Origin of the sequence: Roseinatronobacter bogoriensis DSM 18756 (genome assembly GCF_004366635.1) — a bacterium.
Lineage (GTDB): Bacteria > Pseudomonadota > Alphaproteobacteria > Rhodobacterales > Rhodobacteraceae > Roseinatronobacter > Roseinatronobacter bogoriensis.
Genome location: NZ_SORN01000001.1, coordinates 346,790 through 366,433 on the forward strand (window position 1 = coordinate 346,790; position 19,644 = coordinate 366,433).

Here is a 19,644-nt window from a genome sequence, read left to right on the forward strand (position 1 = left end):
GTTGCAGGCTTATCCCCTGAGCCAGTCGATTGCTGTGGGAAGGTCATGGGCCTCTCTGCGTTCAGGAAGGGCGGGGCGGTCAATCATCAGCACCGGCAGCCCAAGGCTGCGCGCAGCAATCAGTTTGGCCTGCGCACCGCTGCCGCCGGCATTCTTGGAGACCACAAGGTCGATGCGATGCGCGCGCATCAATGCTTCGTCAGAAGCTGCGTCAAAAGGGCCACGGTCGAGAATGATATGGTGATCGGGCAGGGGGGGCGGTGCTTCTGGCGGGTCGACAAGGCGCAGCAGGTAGTGGTGTTGGGGCTGGTGGGCAAACGCGGCCAGATGCATGCGACCAAGGGCCAGAAGTATGCGACGGGGCGGACCGGTGAGTGCTTCGACTGCTGCTGGGATATCGGGCACGTGCTGCCATTTGTCGCCCAAAGACGGGTGCCAGGGCGGGCGGGTCAAGGCCAGGAGGGGCGTGCCGGTCGCCTGTGCAGCCAGCAGGGCATTGTGGCTGATCTGCGTGGCGAATGGATGCGTGGCGTCGATCAGATGGGTGATGGCATGCGCGCGCAGATAGCTGGCAAGCCCTTCAGCCCCGCCAAACCCGCCCACGCGCACGGGTACCGGCTGAGGCTTGGGGCGTTCTACACGGCCTGCGTAGCTAAGCGTCGTCGTCAGGCCAGCGCTGGCCAGTTCCGCGACAAGGCGCGTGGCCTCGATCGTGCCGCCAAGGACAAGGATATTGTGCATGGCTGAGACCCCGTGGCTGACCATTATCGGATTGGGCGAAGATGGCCTGAACGGGCTGTCGGGTGCAAGCCGTGACGCGCTGGAACAGGCAGAAATTGTCATGGGGGCGGCGCGGCATCTTGCGCTTTTGCCGGGGTTGTCTTGTGAGGTGCTGGAATGGCCGGTGCCATTTGCCGACGGGATAGATATGCTGCTGGCGCAGCGCGGGCGTCGCGTGGTGATGCTGGCTTCGGGCGATCCGTTCTGGTTCGGGGCGGGCAGCAGTGTCACGCAGCATCTGACGCGGCAGGAATGGTGCGCGATCCCGGCCCCGTCTACATTCTCGCTGGCGGCGGCAGCATTGGGCTGGCCGTTGCAGACGGTGTCATGCATGGGCTTGCATGCCGCGCCCCTGACCCGGCTGCGCCCCTATCTGGCACGCGGGGCGCGGGTGTTGGTGCTGCTGCGTGATGGCGCGGCAGTGGGCGAGTTGGCGGGGTATCTGACGCAGCGTGGTTTCGGGGCCAGTCTGCTGCATGTGATGGAGGCACTTGGTGGGCCGCGTGCGCGGACCCGCACTATGAAAGCCGCTGAATATTCCCTGCGCGATGTCGGACATCCGGTTGCGGTCGGGCTGGAAGTGGCCGGAGCGGGCCAGGCCCTGCCATGTGTGGCCGGGCGCGCTGATGATTTTTTTGATCATGACGGGCAGATCACCAAGCAGACTGTGCGCGCACTTACGCTTGCGGCGCTGGCCCCTGTACCGGGTGAGTTGCTGTGGGATATCGGGCTTGGGTCTGGTTCCGTCAGTATTGAGTGGCTCTTGGCGCATCCGCAGGTGGAGGCGATCGGGTTTGAGGCCGATCCGCGCCGCGCCGCGCGGGCGCTGGCCAATGCCGCTGCGTTGGGGGTGGACCGATTGAAGCTGGTCGAGGCGCGCGCGCCTGAGGGGCTGGAGGGCCAACCCCTGCCGGATGCTGTTTTTATCGGGGGTGGGCTGTCAGAGGCGCTTTTGACCCGGCTATGGGAAATTCTGCCGAGAGGGGTGCGGCTGGTCGCCAATGCTGTCACGCTGGAATCCGAGGCGCTGCTGATACAATGGCAGGCCCGCGCCGGGGGCAGGCTGATGCGGCTGGAGATTTCTGACGCAGTGCCCTTGGGCAGCAAACATGGCTGGCGGGCGGCCTATCCGATCGTGCAATGGCGGGTAATCACATGATTGTCGCCGGGATTGGCTGCTCGTCGCGTGTGACACTGGCAGAAATGCAAGCGCTCTTGCAGCAGATGACACTGGGGCGCAAGCTCGCGCGGATTGTCTGTCTGGAGGCGCGCGCGCCCCTGATCGCGCCCCTGGCACAGGTGCTGGACCTTCCGCTGCTGACCTTGCCGCGCGGGGCGCTGCGGGGCATATCTACCCCTACAATATCGCCCCGCGTCATGGATGACTTCGGGACGGGCAGTGTGGCCGAGGCCTGCGCCTTGCTGGGGGCGGGCCGGGCAGCACGGATCGTCGTATTTCGGGCCCGGTCTGATATGGGGCAGGCGACTTGTGCGCTGGCAGAAGGGGATGCAGGATGACAGTTCATTTCATCGGGGCAGGGCCGGGGGCGGCGGATTTGCTGACCTTGCGCGGGCGCGATCTGATCGCGGCCTGCCCTGTCTGCCTTTACGCGGGATCATTGGTGCCAGAAGGCGTGCTGGCGCATTGCCCCGACGGGGCGCGAGTGGTGAATACGGCGCCACTTTCACTTGATGAGATCATGGCGGAGATTGCCAGCGCCCATGCGAATGGACAGGATGTCGCGCGCCTGCATTCCGGCGATGTGTCGATCTGGTCAGCACTGGGTGAGCAGCTGCGCCGTCTGCGGGCGCTGGACATTCCTTATACGGTGACGCCGGGTGTGCCGTCTTTTGCGGCAGCGGCCGCGGCTCTGGGGGCTGAGCTGACCTTGCCGGAACTGGTGCAATCGGTGGTTCTGACCCGCACGCCGGGCCGCGCAAGCCGGATGCCCGAGGGCGAACAACTTACGGCCTTTGCCGCGACAGGCGCAACACTTGCGATTCATCTGTCGATCCAGAATCTTGCCCAAGTGGTGGCCGATCTGACCCCATATTACGGTCAGGATTGTCCGGTTGCCGTGGTCTGGCGGGCAAGCTGGCCGGATCAGCGTATCATACGCGCGACCCTTGCAACCGTTGACGCCAAGGTCGATGGCAGCATGGAGCGGACTGCGCTGATCCTTGTGGGGCAATCCCTTGCCGCCCAAGATTTTGCGGAAAGCGCGCTATACGCGCCAGACTATGACCGCCGCTTCCGGCCACAAAGTGCCGACAGCATCTACAAGGAAAGCCGCGAATGATACCGGGTTTGATGATTTCCGCGCCGGCCTCCGGGACAGGTAAAACGACCGTGATGCTGGGCTTGCTTCGAGCCTTGTCCGAGAGCGGGCTGAAGGTGCAGCCTTTCAAGAGCGGGCCGGATTATATTGATCCTGCCTTTCATCATGCTGCCTCCGGGCGGGCGTCTTTCAACCTTGACAGCTGGGCGATGGGTGCTGGCCTGATGGACACGATCGCGGCCGAGGCACAGGGTGCGGATATAGTCATCGCCGAAGGGTCGATGGGGTTGTATGACGGTGTTGCCACGCAAGGCGCGCTGGGCTTCGGGTCCAGCGCAGAGTTGGCAGCGCGCATGGGCTGGCCCGTGGTTCTGGTCGTCGATGTCTCGGGGCAGGCGCAGTCGGCGGCTGCTGTGGCGCTTGGCTTCGCGCGCTACCGACCTGATCTTCCCTTTGCTGGCGTGATCCTGAACCGGGTGGCCAGTCCAAGGCACGAGCGGTTGACGCGACTGGGCATGGATGCGGCGGGCCTGCATGTTCTGGGCGCATTGCCACGCCGGGGGGATTTGCGGCTGCCGGAACGACATCTGGGGCTAGTGCAGGCGGCAGAGCACCCCGACCTTGACGCAGCGATTGCAAATTACGCGGATTTCCTGCGTGCGCATGTCAATCTGGAGGCGCTTAAAACTGCGGCCAAGGGCAGGCAGGGAGGGCTATCCGGCACTCTGCCGCGCCCGCCTGCACAACGCATCGCAATCGCGCGGGATGCGGCATTTTCATTTACCTACCCGCATCTTCTGGAGGGGTGGCGGCGTGCAGGGGCGGAGTTGCTGCCCTTCTCGCCACTGGCAGACGAGATACCCGACCCGCAAGCCGATCTGGTATGGTTGCCCGGTGGCTACCCTGAATTGCATGCCGGACGGCTTGCGGCTGCAACGCGGTTTCGGGCCGCGCTTGTGCGCCATGCGCAGACCCGCCCGGTCCATGGTGAATGCGGTGGCTACATGGCGCTGGGCGACGCGCTTGTAGACAAGGAAGGCGTGCGCCACCAGATGGCAGGTCTGTTGGGACTGGTGACCAGCTATGAAAAGCGGAAGATGCATCTGGGGTATCGCGCGGCAGAGTTGGTTGCACCGATGCCCGGTTTCAAACCGGGCGCGCGATTGCGCGGGCATGAATTCCATTACTCGACCATTCTGGAGCAGCCAGATGCCCCACTCGCCCGTGTTTGCGATGCCGATGGGCACGAGGTGCCCGAGACGGGGTCCTGTCGCGGTCATGTCAGTGGAAGTTTCTTTCATCTGATCGCCGAGGACGCGTCATGACCCGAAGCGCAAAAGGGGGGCTGTCTGCCCCCCTCTTTGGCCTGCGGCCAAATTCACCCCCCGAGGATATTTTGACAAGGATGAAACGGACATGAGCGGGTTTGTTTCCTTCATAGGCTCTGGTCCCGGTGACCCCGAGTTGTTGACGCTGAAAGCGGTGGCGCGTCTGAAGGTGGCGGAAGCGGTGCTATTTGATGACCTGTCTGCGGGTGCGATGTTAGGTCATACTGCGCCTGGGGCTGATCTGGTGGCGGTGGGCAAGCGTGCAGGCCGCCCTTCGCCCAAGCAGGACCATGTCAGCCGGCTGCTGGTGGATTATGCAAAGACAGGGGTGCGGGTCGTCCGGCTTAAATCGGGTGATCCGGGCATATTCGGGCGGCTGGAGGAAGAGATTACGGCCTGCCGCGCAGCAGGGATCGGGTTCGAGATCATTCCCGGTGTCAGTTCTGCCAGCGCCGCTGCCGCTGCGGCCTGCATCCCTTTGACGCGACGGCTCTGTGCGCGGCGGGTGCAATATGTGACAGGCCATGACATTCGTGGGGCCTTGCCTGAAGGGCTGCATATGGCGGCCCTCGCCGACCCCGATGCCACAACAGTGGTTTTCATGCCCAAGCGCACATTCGGTGAGCTGGCACAAGGCTTGCTGGATGCCGGTTTGCCGCCAGATACGCCCGCACTTCTGGCCGAGAATGTCAGCCATCCCGACCAGCGCCTGACGCGCAGCACTGTGGCGGGCCTTGTGACCTTGTTGAGTGCCAGCGCAAGTGCAGCGCCTGCGCTGATCCTGTATGGCCCACTTGCCGAGGATGCGGGATGATCGATCTGCATCTTGTCGGTATTGGGACCGGAAACCCAGATCATCTGACGCGGGCCGCGATCAAGGCGCTGAACAGGGCCGACCTGATCCTGTTGCCGCGCAAGGGAGCGGATAAGGCCGATCTGGCTGATCTGCGCCGCGAGATTTGCGCCGAGGTGCTGGAGCATCCGGGGCGTATTGTGGAATTCGACCTGCCGCGCCGCGCCGGTGACCAGCCTTATCTGGGGGCTGTCGCCGATTGGCATGATGCGATTGCACATTGCTGGCGCAGGGCAATCGAGGCGCATTTGCCGCAGGGCGGGAGCGTGGCGCTGATGGTCTGGGGCGACCCGTCGCTGTACGACAGCAGTCTGCGCATCGCCGAGAGGTTGGGCGCGGCCGGGTTGCCCATTCGCACACATGTTGTGCCGGGGATCACAAGCCTGCAGGTTCTGACTGCGGCCCATGCCATACCGCTGAACCGGCTGGCCGCGCCGGTTACCATAACGACCGGGCGGCGCTTGCGCGACGAGGGCTGGCCAGAGGGGGCGCAGACCCTTGCGGTCATGCTGGATGCAGGCGGTGCCTTCGACGTGCTGGACCCTGATGGCGTGTTCATCTGGTGGGGGGCATATGTCGGCATGTCAGAGCAGGTCTTGATCGCAGGTCCGCTTGCCGATGTGGCGCATGACATTCTGGATCGGCGCGCGACCCTGCGGGCGGCGCATGGCTGGATCATGGATATCTACATCCTGCAACGGCTTGATTGAGCGTGCGCCGCGACACGTCCGGTTAAGAGTTTGCGATGCGAGATCACCATGCCAAACGCAGCAGGCGGACCATTCCCGCGATCACTGCTTTCGATGACCACGCAAGGCGTGCATTGCGCCGTACAGGGCGGGCGAGCACCGGACCAATTTGCCAGTAAAGTGCGATAAACCCGCGCCCCCATGCGCGATGCGCCAGCCATTGATCCCGAAATGCGCGCAGAAACACCACATCGGGGTGATAAGGGTCTTGATAGGCTGCCGTCGCGACAAAGCATGATCCATCGGAGCTGCTGCTCTTTTCCTTCTCTTCTTCGCTGTCATCTTCTGCCTCTGGGTCATCCTCGGCAAGCAGCTCAGGCGTGGTGTCTGCGCTTTTATCAGGCCCGGGAGTTGTTTCGCTTTCGGACTGTGGGCTTATGTAAGTGTATCCACCTGCACTGTCACTCCAGAACGCACTATTGCCATAAAGCAGCCCGTCCACTTCAAGACTGGGCGGCGCATCATTGCCGTAGAACCCGGTCTCAACCCGCAGCGCATGAAGCAACTCATCCTCTGGGTCAGGCGTGATTGTGATGATCGGATCGTCTATCTCTGCCCTGAATTCTGCGGCCTCCTTGAAGGCCAGCAGGGAAACCCCGCGCAACTCTACCGAGGCCATCTGGCCATAATTCAGAACCGTATTTCCTGCCTCATTCTCATATAGCTCGACGGTCAGGGGGTCGATGCCATGGTCCAGCGTGATCAGATCTGCCTCTGGTTTGAAGTCGAGGATGATGTCATGGCCTTCATCCTTGGCGAAATGAAAGCGGTTGATGCTGTCACTGCCGCCGCCTTCCAATGTGTTGTTGCCGCGCCCGCCAACCAGCGTGTCATTGCCTTCGCCCCCGGACAGAAAATCGTTGCCTCTGCCGCCGTGCAGGTAATCATCGCCAGCCCCGCCATAGAGGGTGTCATTGCCATCGCCGCCCCAGATCATGTCATCCCCGGCACCGCCATAGATGAGATCATTGTCAAGGCCGCCCGCAATCAGGTTGTTTCCGGCGCCACCGTAAATTGTATCGTTGCCGGTATTGCCGTCGATGACGTCGTCGCCTGCGCCGCCATGCATGATCTGATCGCCGGTCGCCTTGTCGCCTTGAGTGTTACCCTTGCCGCCAAACATGTGCACCGAAGCACCTTCCGCCACGGCGGCAAACACTTCCTCGCCATTTGGGGCGAAATTCAGGATCAGCGCGTCTTCACGATGGGCATAGAATTCGCGTGGGACGAAATTCTTTGGGTTTTCATACTGGACTGTCTGCGCCTCTCGCAGGGTCTGGAGTGCGCTTGGCAGCAGGAAATGCCGCTCTTCACCCGTCAGGCCTGTGGTGCCGTTCTGCAAATCCCTAGCACCATCGAGCGCGTAGAAAATATTGTCGCCAATGGCGAGGAAGTATTGTGGGCCAAGGTTTTCGGCGCTGAATTCAGGGTGTTCCGCCTCGATCACACGCACGAGGACAGTCCCGCCGCCGGGCAGGTCAATGACGCGAGGCAGGTCCGTGAGATCAATTTCGTGCCCTTCTATCAGAATGCGGTCTGATGACGGGTCGAAGTCATCCAGACGCCCGACGATGGGCGAGAAATTCTGTTCGATATTGGTAAACTGAAACGTGTTCATGCCATGCCCGCCATAGGCATGATGGCCCTGTGTGCCGCCCGCATCCGGGATCTTGGTCACATCTAGGATGAACCAGTCATTTCCGGTTGCGCCATACATGTGGATCTGCCCGCTATTGGGAACAGACCCTTCGAGGATGTCATCCCCGGAAAACCCCATCAAGCCGACACTGGAATGCCCGCTTACACTCAGGTCACGATGGTGGATCAGGTGGTCATTGCCAGCCCCGCCCCTGATTCTGTCGGTGGTAAAGTCATCCCGGATAATCGTGTCCGGTATCGGCATGGCCTGAGGCATCGTTCCCTCCAAGAGGTGGGCCGTCACGGGCTGCCATGTCAAGATATGAGGTCAGCCGATCAGGAAGCGGGGTGGGGGTAAGCCGACACAGTGATACGGGATAGGGTACAACATTCGAGCATCCCGCTTTAACGATAATACAACTGAAGGTTGAATACTGGTCACATCACATTATCGTTATGCGTGTGTTTCGCGCGGATATGCGCCCGCAGGTTGACCAGACGGCCATCCCCCCTGATTTCCCTCGCTTGGGTTGGAGAAGTGGGCGATTGCCTGTCTGGGCATCTGTCATTGCGAATGGGCGGGGGACGGCGCCTCAACGCTGCCAGCCCGCAAGATTTCAGATAATTAACGCTGATCCTGATGGCAGTCCTGTCGGACTTGGGCGTGTGGTCCGGCTGTTGCCGCGCTTTGTGGTTTCTGATGCTCTGAAAACAAGCTACCGTTTTGTTGCCTGAGGCAGGTTAGCAATTGCAACGCTCGATGATCTTCAGTTGCAAGCACGCGCTTTGCGTCAGGCAGACTATGCCACATCACGACAATCAAGGAACGGAGACACTCATGCCCTTGCCGGTTTTCCACATGGTCAAATCTGCACCGCAGCCTGTCGCAACTTTCTCTCACGCCGCGGAAATTGACGGTTGGGTGTTCCTGACCGGCCAGATGCCCACCTGGCCCGGAGAGCCAGACCGAGCCTTGCCTGACGGCATAGAGGCGCAGACCCGGCGTGTGATGGATAATCTGATCCTTGTGCTTGAGGGGCTGGGGTTGAGTTTGGCAAATGTCGTCCAGGCGCGGGTTTATTTAACGCAGTTCGACCGTGATTATGCGCCGATGAACGAAACATACAAAAGCTACTTTGAAGAGGGCAAGCTTCCGGCGCGCACCTGCATCGGTGTAAGTGGCCTTGCGGTTGGGGCCTTGGTCGAGATTGATCTTGTTGCCAAGCGCCCCTGATCCTGCGGGTTGCTGGTGCCTTTCAGGTCTTGCTGTGCGTGTGGGGTTGGGTTATTTGTTAAGTTATGCATAACATAATTTAGCAAAATTGTTGCTAAATGTAAGAAAGACTTAACTGATGCCATGTCGATCCGGTTGCTGAAAACGCTTATCGCGGTTGCTGACCACAAGACTTTTGGTGCGGCGGCGGATGCGGTTTTCATTACCCACGCCGCCGTTAGCCAGCAAATGCGCGCGCTTGAAGAAGATCTTGGGCTGGTGTTGTTTGACCGTACCCGCCGCACACCGGAATTGTCGCCGATCGGGCGCAGCGTCGTGGCGCGGGCACGCAAGATCGTTCAGGATTATGACAATTTGGTTCCTTCGGTTTTAGGGGATGAAGGGTTTCAGGGCGAGCTTGCGCTGGGCGCTGTTCCGACAACCCTGACCGGATTGACCCCGATGGCCATGTCAGTCTTGCGCAGCAAATACGCAGGCTTACGGCTGCGCATCTATCCTGCCCTGACCTCGGCGCTTCTGAATGGAATTGATCGTGGGCATCTGGATGTGGCGCTGGTCAGCAAGCCGGTGATGCTGCCTGTTGGCATGCGCTTTCTGGATGTAGCACAAGAACGCTTGCATTTGGTCACCTCGACCGAGGTTGAAGACACGGACCCGATTCAGATTCTCAAAAAGCACCCTTTCATCCGTTTCAATCGCGATGCGGTCGTTGGAACACTGATCGAGACATGGTTGCAGAATACCGGCGCGCGGGTGACTGAAACCATGGAGTTGGAAAACCTTGAGGCGATCTCCAGCATGGTTCACGCCAATCTGGGCGTGTCGATCGTACCGGCCCCTTGCGTGGCCAATCCGGCAGCACTGCCCCTGCGCTGGCTGCCTTTGGGAGAGGATGCGCCCTTTCGGGTCCTGAGTCTGGCCTTTGGCAAGGAAAACCCCAAGATCCGCGTCATTGAGGAGATTCACAAAGCGTTTCTTCATGCCGTGGACAGCGCCGCACCTTTGCAAGGGCAGATGACGGAATGAGTTGGCATGATATCGCCTTCATCCTCGCTGGTGCGCTGGCTGGCGGATTCATCAACGGGCTTGCCGGGACCGGCACAGCCCTATTCGCGCTTGGCTTCTTGATGGTCGCGCTGGACCCGATCAGTGCGGTCGGGGTTGTGACGCTGATGTCTGTGGTCACCGGGATGCAGGGCCTGTGGGAAATTCGCAAGGCGCTGCGCTATAATGTGGCGCGGCTGATGCGTTTCATTCTGCCGGGACTGGCAGGTGTGCCGGTCGGTGTAGCCCTGCTGACATTCATCAATGCCGAAATCCTCAAACTTCTGATTGCGGGTTTGCTGATCCTTTATGGCGGGTTTTTCAGCTTTCGCAGGAATCTGCCGAAATTCGAGCGCCGGACCCCTGTTCTTGACAGTATGATGGGGTTTTCCGGGGGTTTTCTGGGGGGCATGGCAGGGCTATCGGGCGCGTTGCTGGTCATCTGGTGTTCCATGCGCCCATGGCCCAAGGCGGAAACCCGCGCTGTATTGCAGCCGTTCAACGTTAGCATTCTGGGCACCACCACCGCGATGTTGTGGTGGCGCGGTGTCTATACCTCGACCACAATGACGGCGTTTCTGATCGCCTTGCCCGCGTCATTTCTGGCTGTTCAGGTCGGATTGTGGATGTTCCGACGGATCAGCGATACGGCGTTTCGCAGGTTGCTGATCGGGCTGTCCTTGCTGCTTGGGCTGGGCCTGCTGGTGAATGTGCTCTGGTAACCCAGTCGGGCAGGTCAGGCCGTGGGTTCGGCTACATGTACAGTGACGCGATGCACGACATTATTGGCAAATCCGCCAAGGTTATGGCTTGCATTCAGCGGCTGGACATTGCCCTCAGCGTCAGTGGCGCGGCAGGCAAGTTCGTGCTGGCCCGGTGTCGCCTGCCACTCGATCTGCCATGCCGACCACGCGTAGCGGTCTGTCGGGGCAGACAACTCTGCCTCTTGCCAAACGCCGTTGAGCAGCACCTCAACCTTGGTAATCGGCACGCCATCGCCTGACCATGCCCGCCCTGTAAGGGTGACGGGCCCGGGTTTCAGCCAGCGCGCGCGGGTGAACCAGTCCGGCACCCCCGGGGGCTTCATCAGCGATTTGACATGAATACGCGTGACAGGCTTGCCAAGATCGTGTTCATGGGTGCGGAAACGGTATGTTTCGACCTGCTGAAAGCCCTGATAGCGCAAGGTAAGCGCTTCGATCCGCGTCAGCCATTTGACCGAAGCCATGCCATACCAGCCCGGCACGATCAGCCGCAACGGTGCGCCATGCTGGGGCAAGAGCGGTGCACCATTCATGCCCCAGACCAGCATGACATCAAGCTGTGCAATTTCGTCGGGGGTCAGGCTGCGCCCATAAAAATGCGGCACACCCTTGTCATAGCCAAAATCTGCGCCGATAAAGGCGAAATCCTTCACATCCGCCTTGGGTTTTGCGCGTTCGATCAGCGGTGCAAGCGGGGTGCCTGTCCATTCTGATGTGCCGACGGCCTCATACATCCAGGGCATCGACAGGGGGCGCGCGGTCATGCCTGCGCGTCCATTGCCCGCACATTCCAGCGTGACTGGGCGCGTGATCTGTGGCAGGTCGATGATTTCAGCCATGCTCAGGCTGAAAGGCGCATCAAACGCGCCCGAAAATTCCAGCACATGGTCTGCGGCAGACAGGACCGGCACATCGAAATGGTTCAGCAGATAATGCAGGCCGGTCGGTGTGACGTCACAATCCAGCGTTTCCAGCAATGCGCCGGAATTGCGGTTTGCAAGCGCGACCTCTTCGCGTGTGAATTCGGCGACCGTGTTCCGGGTGGAGGTGGTCAGGAAAGGGTTGTCTGTCATGTCAGATCACCTCATCTGCGCGATCATCGCTTTCGCCGTATCGCTTCAGCACGGCGGGTTTGGTGCCTTCATACACACGCTCGATGTTCTCGGCAATCTTCGCATTCTCGCGCTCGAACAGGCAATCGCCCTTCATGTCTGACGCCACAATGAACGGCCCCATCTTGTTGCAGCGGATGACCCACATCGCTTGCGCAAGGCCCAGTTCCTCGTTCCAGTGCACGGCCTCGACCTTCTCCACGCCACGGCCCAGCAATGCGCCAGTGCCATAGCCCACTGTTGAAAGATAGACCGCGCCATTGGGCACAAAGTAGTCCTTGTAATCGCGCGAGGTCATGCCGCCCTTGCCGATAATCAGCTTGGCGCCGGTTTTTGCCATCCATTCCGGCAGCCATTTGGCAAAGCGGAAAGAGGCGGTGGCGGTGACCGCGCCCATATCGAATGACCCGTCAGCATTGATCCGCGCAGCGGGCGAGCAGTGGAAATTAGCCGCGCTCTCAGACGGCAGTTCCATAGGAATATTCGCCTGGTCCTCAAGCGCGCGCATATAGACACCTTCGCGCGCCGTATACATCAGCCCGTCCAGATAGACGATATCGCCCAGCCTGAGATCGGCAATCGCTTCGGGCGTCGGGGTGGTTGACAGACGTATTTCGCGCACACTCATTCTGCGGCCTCCCGTGCGGGTTCCCAATCGACAGTTTCGCGGCGCTGGTAGGGGGTGAACCAGTCCGGGTCAGTGCGGTATTCAACCCGCCCATCCGGCCAGAGCCGCGCGACCGCGCGCCGCGACGACAGGCAGAACGCATGCACGGACATGGGCATCCCGCCGGTGTGGCAGTAGCCCACTTCGATATTGCAATCGATCACCATATTCTTGCCGACAAACCCCATTGCCCCCATGCCGATGGAATTGCCCAATTCCTTGAACTCATCTTCCATGTCCGCGATGCGTGGGTCGGAATTTCGGCTGCCCACAGTGCGCAGGACGGATGCGCGCTTGCCAAGGGTCATGCAGGTGTCTTTCGATCCGCCCAATCCTATGCCGATGATTGCAGGCTGGCAGGCCAGCCCGCGTTTCCCGAAGGCCATCAGGCTGTCAAGATAGAAGCGCTTGATGCCCTGAATCCCGTCTGACGGGAACAACATGCGGTAATCGGTGCCGAACAACCCGCCCTTGTGAACAGTGATAAGGTCGATCCAGTCGCCCCGCGGTTCGAACCCGTATTCGATTTCAGGCGCGCCAATGCCGACATTGTTGTTGTGGTCGGTCCGCCAAAGCGGGTGCACGCGGTTCGGGCGCAGCGGCACGCCATTGGTCGCGCTGGCGGTCGCGCGGCGCAATGCGCCTTCAAGCGCGACCATACCACCCTGCACCTGTGCCTCATTGCCCAGTTTCACAAACCAGCGCGGCACGCCGGTATCGCCGCACATGGCGCGGCGATCCTCTTTTGCGGCGTCATAATTGTCCAGCATGGCTTTCAGGACAAAAGACGACAGGTCGCCATCTTCGGTTTTTGCCGCTTGTTGCAGCCCGTCAAGATAGTCTTGCGGGATTTCGATGGCGGCCTTGTCCATCAGCTTCTCGGCGGTGGACTGGATCAGGTCGAGGGGGATCATCTGCGCCTCCGTCATTGTGCGGCAACCAGCGTTTCGGGCGCCCCTTCGGGCAGGACCGTCTCGCCCGGTCGTACGATGGTGAATTGCACCGCTTCGCGCGTCACTTCCACCGGGCCTGCCTTGGCCTGGGCGACGGTGAAATAGCTGTCTTCCATCGCGCCGGGATCGGGGTAATCCTCGCGGTAATGCGCGCCGCGAGAATTGTCGCGCGCAAGGGCGGCCTTGGCGATCACTTCAGAAATGTCGCAGAGTGAACGCAGGTTCAGCCAGTCATGCCATGTCAGGTTAAAGGCCAGATTATCTGGCATGACCCCCACATCCATCAGCGCGTCAGAAACTTCGGCAATGCCGTTTAGCCCGCGTTTCAGCCCGGCCTCGGTCCGCATGACGCCGACCTCGTCCCACATGACGTTTTGCAACTGCTTGCGTAGCGGCAGCACAAGGTCCGGCGCGCGCGTCAGGGGATGGCAGGCGCGGGCCAGTTCAGCTTCGAGGGCGGTTTCGTCAGGCTCTCGCAGTGTGCCCATCTGGCGAATATTGGTGCCCATGACATCGCCTGCAATCCCGCCATAGACAGTGGAATTCGCAACCCCATTCCCGCCCAGCCGGTTGGAGCCATGCGCGCCACCTGCATCTTCGCCCGCAACATACAGCCCCTCCATTGCGGTTCGCGTGTCCACATCGACCACAACGCCGCCCATGAAATAATGTGCCGTTGGTACCACTTCGACCTTGCCGCCAGCCAGATCGAAGCCGCAATCGGCGCAGCGCTCGACCATGCCCTTGAATTTCTTTGCCACGAATTCAGGGCCAAGATGCGCCATCGAGATGAACACCCCTTCCTGTTCCGGGTTGTTGTTCTTGCGCATCTCGGCATAGATGCCACGGCTAACCACATCACGCGTGGCGCGTTCGCCCTTGGCGTCATAGTCGAACATGAAACGCTGGCCCGCGTGGTTGATCAATTGCCCCCCTGCGCCGCGCAAGCCCTCCTCCAGCACGGTGCCGGTCATGCGGGTATGGTCACCTGCCAGCAGGCCCGTCGGGTGAAACTGTACCATTTCCATATCGCGCAAGGGCAGACCCGCGCGCAGCGCCATCGCCAGCCCGTCCATTGTCTTGTCGCCGCTGGGGGTGTGATACTTGTACATTGTCGGCCCGCCGCCCGTGGCCATCAGCACGGTTTTCGCGCGCACAAACCGAAAGCGCCCGGTGCGCATGTCGATCATCAGCACCCCGGCAAGCGCGCTGCCGTCCTTGGTCGGGATCAAGCCGATTGCGCGGTGTTCCTGCAACTTCTCGACCGGGCGGGACAAGACTTGTTCCATCAGCCGGTTGATAATCTCGATCCCGGTCAGATCGCCCTTGTGCACGGTGCGGTCCGCTGTCTGGCCGGCAAAGGCTTTCTGGTGCAGCGTCCCATCCGCGTTGCGGTCGAAGAAGCAGCCGATCTCATTCTCCAATTCGCGGATGCGCACCACGGCCTGTTCACACAAGCGCCAGGCCATGTCCTGATTGGGCAGCCATTTGCCGCCCTGAATCGTATCCATGAAATGCCGCTCGACACTGTCGCCGCCACCGACCGCAACATTATAGCCGCCCTGCACCATGCGCGTGCAGCCGCATTTGCCGATCAGCCCCTTGACCGCGATGGTGACCTTGGTGCCTTCCGGCGCAGTTTGCAACGCGTGCAACGCCGCGAACAACCCCGCGCCCCCTGTGCCAAGGATCAGGATGTCAGTGTCGTGCCGGTCGATGTCTTTTACGGTAAACATGTCAGATTGCCTGCATCAGGAATATGATTGAGATGAAGAATGCGCCCGCAGTGGCCGCGGCTGCCCATGTCTTTTGTGCGGCGTTCCACGGCAGCCACTCCAGCGCCATCAGCCGCAAGCCGCCGAACATATGGACGGCCAGCAAAAAAACCAGCCCGGTTTCCGCAAGTTTCACAATTGGCAAGTCGGACAATGTCAGGAATGCATCAAGCTGTGCGGCATTGTTCAGCGCCAGCGACAACACCCAGAAATGGACAGGCAGGAACAGCGCCAAGCCAATCCCAGAAATGCGATGCAGGATATAGGCCAGCCATAAGGGATGGGCGCGCGCAACGGCTTTCATCACACCCCCCCCGCCGTTACGGCCCAGACAGCGCGCGCGCCCAGTGCAAACAAGCCAAACCCGATAACACCGCTTAGCGCATTCAGCGCCGTCCCGCGCAAACCCGCCCATTCTGACAAGACGACCCTCAGCCCCAAACCCGCATGGATCGAGACAGCCACCACGAACATGCCGTAGAACAGGAACCAGAAGACAGAACCTTGTGTCCGGCCCAGAATTTCAGCCGCCGTCAGCCCGCCTTGAATGGCGTAGATCATGACGCCCAGATGCACCAACACAAACGGGGCCATGACCAACGCACTCAACCGTTGCGCCATATAAAGGTGAAAAGGGGTCATTTGGCCCTCCCTTTGAAAAAACGCTGTGTCGTCGCGCGTTTCAGCCCGGCAATGGCAGAAAGCGGGTCAAGGCCGTTCGGGCAATAGGCCGTGCAAGACCCCATCGAATGGCAGGAATGGCACCCGCCCTTGCCGGAAACTGCGTCAAGTATCGTGTCCTTGTCCGCATCCTTTGCGTCATTATACAAGGTCCAGGCGCGTTGCAGGGCGGCTGGTCCCAGATAGTCAGGGTCGCCTGCGACCGTGTCGCATGCAGAATAGCAGATCGAGCAGTTGATACATTCTATCCCCGAACTTGCGACGACCCGTTCAGGCTGCTCCGGGTTGATCGCGGCTATGTCATCATCCCGGCTGCGGGTGGGGTGGTGGCGGCCTTCGGCAGCGACCCATTTGTCGAAGAATGGGTCCATATCGGCAGCCAGATCCTTGATGACCGGCAGGTTGCGCAGGGGCGCGATTTCGATCTTTCCGCCGTTGAGCACCTTGTTGACATGTGTGCGGCAGGTCCAGCGCGGCACCCCGTTCACCATCATCGCGCATGAGCCGCACATGCCAACGCGACATGCAAAGCGGTAGGTGAGGGTCGGGTCGGCGTTCTGCTGAATCCATGATACAACATCAAGCACGGTCTGACTCTCGAATGCGGGCACCTCGAATACCTGCAGGCGTTGCGGAGTGTCTGGCCCGCCGCGCTGCACCGTTACGGAAATGATCTCTCGTTCTGACACGTCTGGCTTCCATCCTCCGATTGATTGCGCATCTGTATTTCTAATAATGTGCTAACGAAAAGCCAAAAAAAATTAGATTAAATGTAAGAAAAACTTACTGAAAAGGGTAAAACACTGCATTTGCTTGAAAAACCTTGCCTCCTCACCTTTTGAATAGCTAAGCATAAACAATTAAAATTATCAATAACGAAAAAATAACTTGAAATTTATTCACGCTATAGGAATGATGACGGCGGGAGGACTTTTCTTGCGTGATCATCAGACAACTCTGGGGGCGGACGCCCTGATTCAATGCCTGCGGGATGCTGGCGTGACGTGTATTTTCTCGCTTTCGGGCAACCAGATCATGCCGGTCTATGATGCGATTCTGGACAGCGGCATCCGGCTGGTTCATGTCCGGCACGAAGCTGCCGCCGTCTATATGGCCGAAGCATGGGCGCAACTGACTGGCCAGATCGGCGTGGCGCTGGTGACGGCGGGCGCAGGGTTCGGAAATGCGCTTGGCGCGCTGATCTCGGCGCGCGCATCGGAAACGCCTGTCCTGCTGCTAAGTGGGGATTCGCCGCGCGGGCAGGATGGAATGGGCGCGTTTCAGGAAATGGATCAGGTTGCGATGGCGCGGCCCATTACCAAATTTGCAACGCGTGCCAGTACCGCAGACCAGCTACCCGGCGAACTGGCGCAGGCCATTGCAACGGCACACTCGGGCAGGCCCGGCCCTGTGCATCTGGCCTTGCCGGTCGATGTTCTGACGAGCCCGCTTGAAGGCCCTGCAACCTTCGATGCTACACCAGATGTACAAGACCTTCGCCAGTCTGATGCCGAGGGCATTTTGGCCTTCATGAACACGGCGCAGCGCCCGCTTGTGCTGGTCGGGCCAGCCATGGCGCGCACGCGGACAGGGGGTGCACTGGCGCAACTTGAATCTGCCCTCAATGCCCCGGTGATCTGCATGGAAAGCCCGCGCGGGTTGCGCGACCCGTCGCTGGGCGCGCTGATCGACCTGACGCGAAATGCGGACCGGATTCTTCTACTGGGGAAATCGGCAGATTTCACCACGGGCTTTCTGGGCAAGGATATGGGTGCGCCAGATGCGCGCTTTGCGATCATTGCCCCGGAAGAGGCCGAACTGGCGCGGGCGCGCGCACGTATCGGCAACCGGTTGGATGTCGCAGCTCAGGCCGATGCACTGCCCGCGCTGCGCCGGATCGTAAGCTGCGCCACACATGCCCCCGACCGGGCCGCATGGTTGGCAGAGGCGAAGCAGGCGCTGGCCCTGCGCGCTGATTTGCCCGCCGATACCGCAACGCACCTGCACCCGATTCAGGTTGGAGCAGCGATCGAGGCGCAATTGGCGCGTGCGCCCGGGTCTGTGCTGATCTGCGACGGCGGCGAATTCGGCCAGTGGATGCAGGCCATTCGTCATGACGGCCCGCGCGTGATTAACGGGGTGTCAGGTGCAATTGGGGCAGGGCCTGCCTATGCGATAGCCGCAAGCATTGCCTGCCCGGATGTTCCCGTCATTGCCGCAATGGGGGATGGAACGGCGGGGTTTTTGCTGGCTGAATATGAAACCGCTGCCCGCGAAGGCGCGCGATTTACCGCCGTGATCGGCAATGACAACCTCTGGAATGCCGAGCACCAGATCCAGATCCGTGAATTTGGCGCAGATCGCACGCATGGATGCACATTGTCGTCGCAGGCCCGTTACGATTTGTCGGCCAGCGCATTGGGCGGTTTCGGGGTCTATGTCGATGCAAATGACCCTGCCGCACTGCAAGGCGCGCTGGACCAAGCGCAAGCCTCTGGCCTGCCCGCCTGTGTCAATGTGCGGATCGTCCCCGCCCCGGCGCCGGTCGTGCAGGGCAAATCAGCCGCGTCCGAGGCGACGCATTGACCACCCGCGTAGGTGACGTGAGTGGAGGCACGTCACCTGAAGTTATCCCGGGGACAGAGGAAAGATCCCCGGGCTTAGGCTATCATCACTATCTTTTAAGGGAGGAGACAAGATGAAGACCAGTTTGATTGCACTCAGTATGGGCGTTGCCGCTGCTGCGTTGGCCGCACCCGTTGCGGCCGAATACCCCACGCGGGCGATCCAGATGATCATCCCGTTTGGCCCTGGTGGCGCGACAGACCTGTCGGCGCGGGCGTTGTCCACACCGCTGACGCGTATCGTTCCACAGCCAATTGTGCTGACAAACCGTGCGGGCGCGGGCGGTGCAACGGGTTCTGTTGCGGTGCGCGATGCGGCCGGCGATGGGTATACGCTGCTTCTGGCGCGTGTCGGATCGCATACGGTAAACCCGGCAATGAACCCGAATTTGCCCTATACGCTGGATGAATTCCGCTTTGTCGGAATTTACGAGATCAACCCCGTGGCTTGTGTCGTCAACAGCAACTCGGAGTTTCACAGCATCGACGATCTGATCAATGCGGTGAACGAGCGCCCCGGCGAGATTCTCTATAGCTCTTCGGGGGTTGGGTCGCTGCCGCATTTTGGCGCGCTGATGGTTCTGGATTCCTTTGGAATTACCGATCTGGATGAAAACGTCATCCATATTCCGACCGAAGGCGATGGGCAGGCGCTGACCGCCGTGTTGCAGGGCACGTCAGACTTCTACTGCGGCAGCACATCACCCGCTGCGCCCTTCATCAATGGTGGCCAGATGCGCCCGCTTATGGTCACATCGTCAGAGCGGCTTGACGGGTTCGATGCGCCCACTGTCGAGGAAATCGGCAAGCCCGAATTGCAAGCGCTGGTAGGCTGGACCGGCCTTGCAGGCCCGGAAGACCTGACAGATGAAGCCGCCGAGAAATGGGGCGAATGGCTGGCAGAAGCGGCGCAGGATGAAGATTTCCAGCGTTTCATGACATCCGGCGGCTCTATCGTGCAGGTGATGTCGCCGGAAGAGTCAGTCGAATTCGTCAATAGCGCTTATGAGAGCTTTCGTCGGCTTGTCGTGGCGCTTGACCTTGAGATTGACTGACGCCCGCCAGAGGTAATGCAGCATAAGCGCCACTTGCAGTGAAACCACTGCAAGTGGCACCTCTGAGGTGCTCGACGCGCCCGCATCCCTTGCCATTAACGGAGTTCA

At 60.5% G+C, this 19,644-nt stretch carries 20 protein-coding genes; 11 read left to right on the forward strand and 9 right to left on the reverse strand.

Translation table 11 applies throughout. From position 1 onward, the window contains the following. Positions 1 to 9: 9 nt before the first annotated feature. On the reverse strand, positions 10 to 741 hold the full coding sequence (locus EV660_RS01505) for a cobalt-precorrin-6A reductase (RefSeq protein ID WP_084635020.1): 732 nt from the start codon (positions 739 to 741) through the stop codon (positions 10 to 12). Between EV660_RS01505 and cbiE the strand changes: the two genes are divergently transcribed. The 6 genes from cbiE (at position 740) to cobF (ending at position 5,950) form a co-directional block, all read left to right on the forward strand. Beyond that, positions 740 to 1,939 carry a precorrin-6y C5,15-methyltransferase (decarboxylating) subunit CbiE gene (cbiE, locus tag EV660_RS01510; RefSeq protein ID WP_071481692.1) on the forward strand — a complete coding sequence of 400 codons (1,200 nt, stop codon included), beginning with the start codon at positions 740 to 742 and terminating at the stop codon, positions 1,937 to 1,939. The genes EV660_RS01505 and cbiE overlap by 2 nt on opposite strands. Beyond that, positions 1,921 to 2,298, forward strand: coding sequence for a cobalamin biosynthesis protein (locus EV660_RS01515; RefSeq protein ID WP_084635019.1), 378 nt, complete (start codon positions 1,921 to 1,923; stop codon positions 2,296 to 2,298). The genes cbiE and EV660_RS01515 overlap by 19 nt, the downstream gene beginning before the upstream one ends. Next, positions 2,295 to 3,080: a precorrin-4 C(11)-methyltransferase gene (gene cobM, locus EV660_RS01520; protein ID WP_071481690.1), complete on the forward strand. Its 786-nt coding sequence runs from the start codon at positions 2,295 to 2,297 to the stop codon at positions 3,078 to 3,080. The genes EV660_RS01515 and cobM overlap by 4 nt, the downstream gene beginning before the upstream one ends. Next, on the forward strand, positions 3,077 to 4,384 hold the full coding sequence (locus tag EV660_RS01525) for a cobyrinic acid a,c-diamide synthase CobB (protein WP_071481689.1): 1,308 nt from the start codon (positions 3,077 to 3,079) through the stop codon (positions 4,382 to 4,384). The genes cobM and EV660_RS01525 overlap by 4 nt, the downstream gene beginning before the upstream one ends. A gap of 91 nt (positions 4,385 to 4,475) precedes the next feature. Continuing rightward, positions 4,476 to 5,201, forward strand: a complete 726-nt coding sequence (cobA, locus tag EV660_RS01530; protein ID WP_071481688.1) for a uroporphyrinogen-III C-methyltransferase — start codon at positions 4,476 to 4,478, stop codon at positions 5,199 to 5,201. Next, complete coding sequence (cobF, locus tag EV660_RS01535; protein ID WP_071481687.1) at positions 5,198 to 5,950, forward strand: precorrin-6A synthase (deacetylating); 753 nt, start codon at positions 5,198 to 5,200, stop codon at positions 5,948 to 5,950. Before cobA ends, cobF begins: the two co-directional genes overlap by 4 nt. Before the next feature lie 43 nt (positions 5,951 to 5,993). Here the strand turns inward: cobF and EV660_RS01540 are convergent, their stop codons facing one another. Continuing rightward, a complete protein-coding gene (locus tag EV660_RS01540; protein WP_071481686.1) occupies positions 5,994 to 7,892 on the reverse strand; it encodes a calcium-binding protein in 1,899 nt (632 codons plus the stop codon). A 573-nt stretch (positions 7,893 to 8,465) separates the two neighbouring features. On the opposite strand from EV660_RS01540, the gene EV660_RS01545 reads away from it, so the two are divergent. The 3 genes from EV660_RS01545 (at position 8,466) to EV660_RS01555 (ending at position 10,627) form a co-directional block, all read left to right on the forward strand. Continuing rightward, positions 8,466 to 8,861 carry a RidA family protein gene (locus tag EV660_RS01545; RefSeq protein WP_211116206.1) on the forward strand — a complete coding sequence of 132 codons (396 nt, stop codon included), beginning with the start codon at positions 8,466 to 8,468 and terminating at the stop codon, positions 8,859 to 8,861. Positions 8,862 to 8,984: 123 nt separating this feature from the next. Then, entirely contained in the window at positions 8,985 to 9,887 is a 903-nt protein-coding gene (locus EV660_RS01550) for a LysR family transcriptional regulator (protein ID WP_071481684.1), read from the forward strand. Beyond that, positions 9,884 to 10,627 (forward strand): sulfite exporter TauE/SafE family protein, encoded by a 744-nt coding sequence (locus tag EV660_RS01555; protein ID WP_071481683.1) that lies wholly within the window; start codon positions 9,884 to 9,886, stop codon positions 10,625 to 10,627. The genes EV660_RS01550 and EV660_RS01555 overlap by 4 nt, the downstream gene beginning before the upstream one ends. A gap of 14 nt (positions 10,628 to 10,641) precedes the next feature. Here the strand turns inward: EV660_RS01555 and EV660_RS01560 are convergent, their stop codons facing one another. The 7 genes from EV660_RS01560 to EV660_RS01590 are packed head-to-tail and all read right to left on the reverse strand — an operon-like array spanning position 10,642 to position 16,546. Beyond that, the gene (locus EV660_RS01560) at positions 10,642 to 11,742 is read right to left on the reverse strand and encodes a sulfite oxidase (RefSeq protein WP_071481682.1); all 1,101 of its coding nucleotides are present in this window, start codon (positions 11,740 to 11,742) and stop codon (positions 10,642 to 10,644) included. Between the two features lies 1 nt (position 11,743). Continuing rightward, positions 11,744 to 12,409, reverse strand: coding sequence for a fumarate hydratase C-terminal domain-containing protein (locus EV660_RS01565; RefSeq protein ID WP_071481681.1), 666 nt, complete (start codon positions 12,407 to 12,409; stop codon positions 11,744 to 11,746). Beyond that, entirely contained in the window at positions 12,406 to 13,362 is a 957-nt protein-coding gene (locus EV660_RS01570; RefSeq protein ID WP_071482324.1) for a fumarate hydratase, read from the reverse strand. The genes EV660_RS01565 and EV660_RS01570 overlap by 4 nt, the downstream gene beginning before the upstream one ends. A gap of 11 nt (positions 13,363 to 13,373) precedes the next feature. Then, complete coding sequence (locus tag EV660_RS01575; protein WP_071481680.1) at positions 13,374 to 15,137, reverse strand: L-aspartate oxidase; 1,764 nt, start codon at positions 15,135 to 15,137, stop codon at positions 13,374 to 13,376. Position 15,138: 1 nt separating this feature from the next. Beyond that, positions 15,139 to 15,480, reverse strand: coding sequence for a succinate dehydrogenase, cytochrome b556 subunit (gene sdhC / locus EV660_RS01580; protein WP_071481679.1), 342 nt, complete (start codon positions 15,478 to 15,480; stop codon positions 15,139 to 15,141). Continuing rightward, on the reverse strand, positions 15,480 to 15,818 hold the full coding sequence (locus EV660_RS01585; RefSeq protein WP_071481678.1) for a succinate dehydrogenase: 339 nt from the start codon (positions 15,816 to 15,818) through the stop codon (positions 15,480 to 15,482). Before EV660_RS01585 ends, sdhC begins: the two co-directional genes overlap by 1 nt. Further along, entirely contained in the window at positions 15,815 to 16,546 is a 732-nt protein-coding gene (locus tag EV660_RS01590; RefSeq protein WP_071481677.1) for a succinate dehydrogenase/fumarate reductase iron-sulfur subunit, read from the reverse strand. The genes EV660_RS01585 and EV660_RS01590 overlap by 4 nt, the downstream gene beginning before the upstream one ends. Before the next feature lie 247 nt (positions 16,547 to 16,793). Here EV660_RS01590 and EV660_RS01595 point away from each other — a divergent pair, with 247 nt between their 5' ends. Next, complete coding sequence (locus EV660_RS01595) at positions 16,794 to 18,443, forward strand: thiamine pyrophosphate-binding protein (RefSeq protein ID WP_232727313.1); 1,650 nt, start codon at positions 16,794 to 16,796, stop codon at positions 18,441 to 18,443. Positions 18,444 to 18,555: 112 nt separating this feature from the next. Beyond that, positions 18,556 to 19,536 (forward strand): Bug family tripartite tricarboxylate transporter substrate binding protein, encoded by a 981-nt coding sequence (locus EV660_RS01600; protein WP_071481676.1) that lies wholly within the window; start codon positions 18,556 to 18,558, stop codon positions 19,534 to 19,536. The last annotated feature ends 108 nt before the right edge of the window (positions 19,537 to 19,644 follow it).